The sequence below is a fragment of the Streptococcus sp. GMD6S genome (assembly GCF_000297015.1).
Window position 1 is genome coordinate 1 of record NZ_AJRH01000213.1, and the last position, 770, is coordinate 770.

The following is a 770-nucleotide window of genomic DNA, read 5'->3' on the forward strand; positions in this document are numbered from 1 at the left end:
AACTATGGGTCATACTATTATTTAACAGGAGAAGGCAGCTACGCTCGCAACACATGGGTAGGTAATTACTATCTTAAATCAGATGGTAAGATGGCCAAAAATGAATGGGTAGATGGTGGTCGTTATTATGTAGGAGACGATGGTGTGTGGCAACCAAAACCAGCGCCAAAGCCAGCACCAAAACCAGCTGAGAAACCGAAAACGCCAGCACAGAAACCTGCTGAGAAATCGAAAACACCAGCACCGAAACCAGCACAAAAACCTGCTGAGAAACCAAAAACACCAGCACAAAAACCTGCTGAGAAACCGAAAACACCAGCATCAAAACCGACTGAAAAAGCTAAAGAAACAACTCCTAAACAGGATAAATCACAATCTAAAGTTCAGTCTGGCTGGGTAGGAAATTACTACCTCAAATCAGATGGAAAGAGAGCTAAAAATGAATGGGTAGATGGTGGTCGTTATTATGTTGATTCTGATGGAAAAAAGGTTAAAAGTGACTGGATTTATGATAAAAACTATGGTTCATATTACTATCTCACAGCAGAAGGCAGCTACGCTCGCAACAAATGGGTAGGAAATTATTATCTCAAATCAGATGGTAAGATGGCCAAGAATGAATGGGTAGACGGCGGTCGTTATTATGTTGAATCAGACGGTAAAATGGCTAGGGATAAATGGGTAGATGGTGGCCGTCACTATGTAGACTACGATGGTGTGCGGCAACCAAAACTAGATGGGAAGCAGTACAATGCTGCTTTAAATAAAGC

The 770-nt window shown here is 41.8% G+C and carries 1 pseudogene; it reads left to right on the top strand.

Going from position 1 to position 770, the window contains the following annotated elements:
• Nucleotides 1-770: pseudogene (locus tag GMD6S_RS09750) on the top strand (Ltp family lipoprotein); the annotation flags it as partial.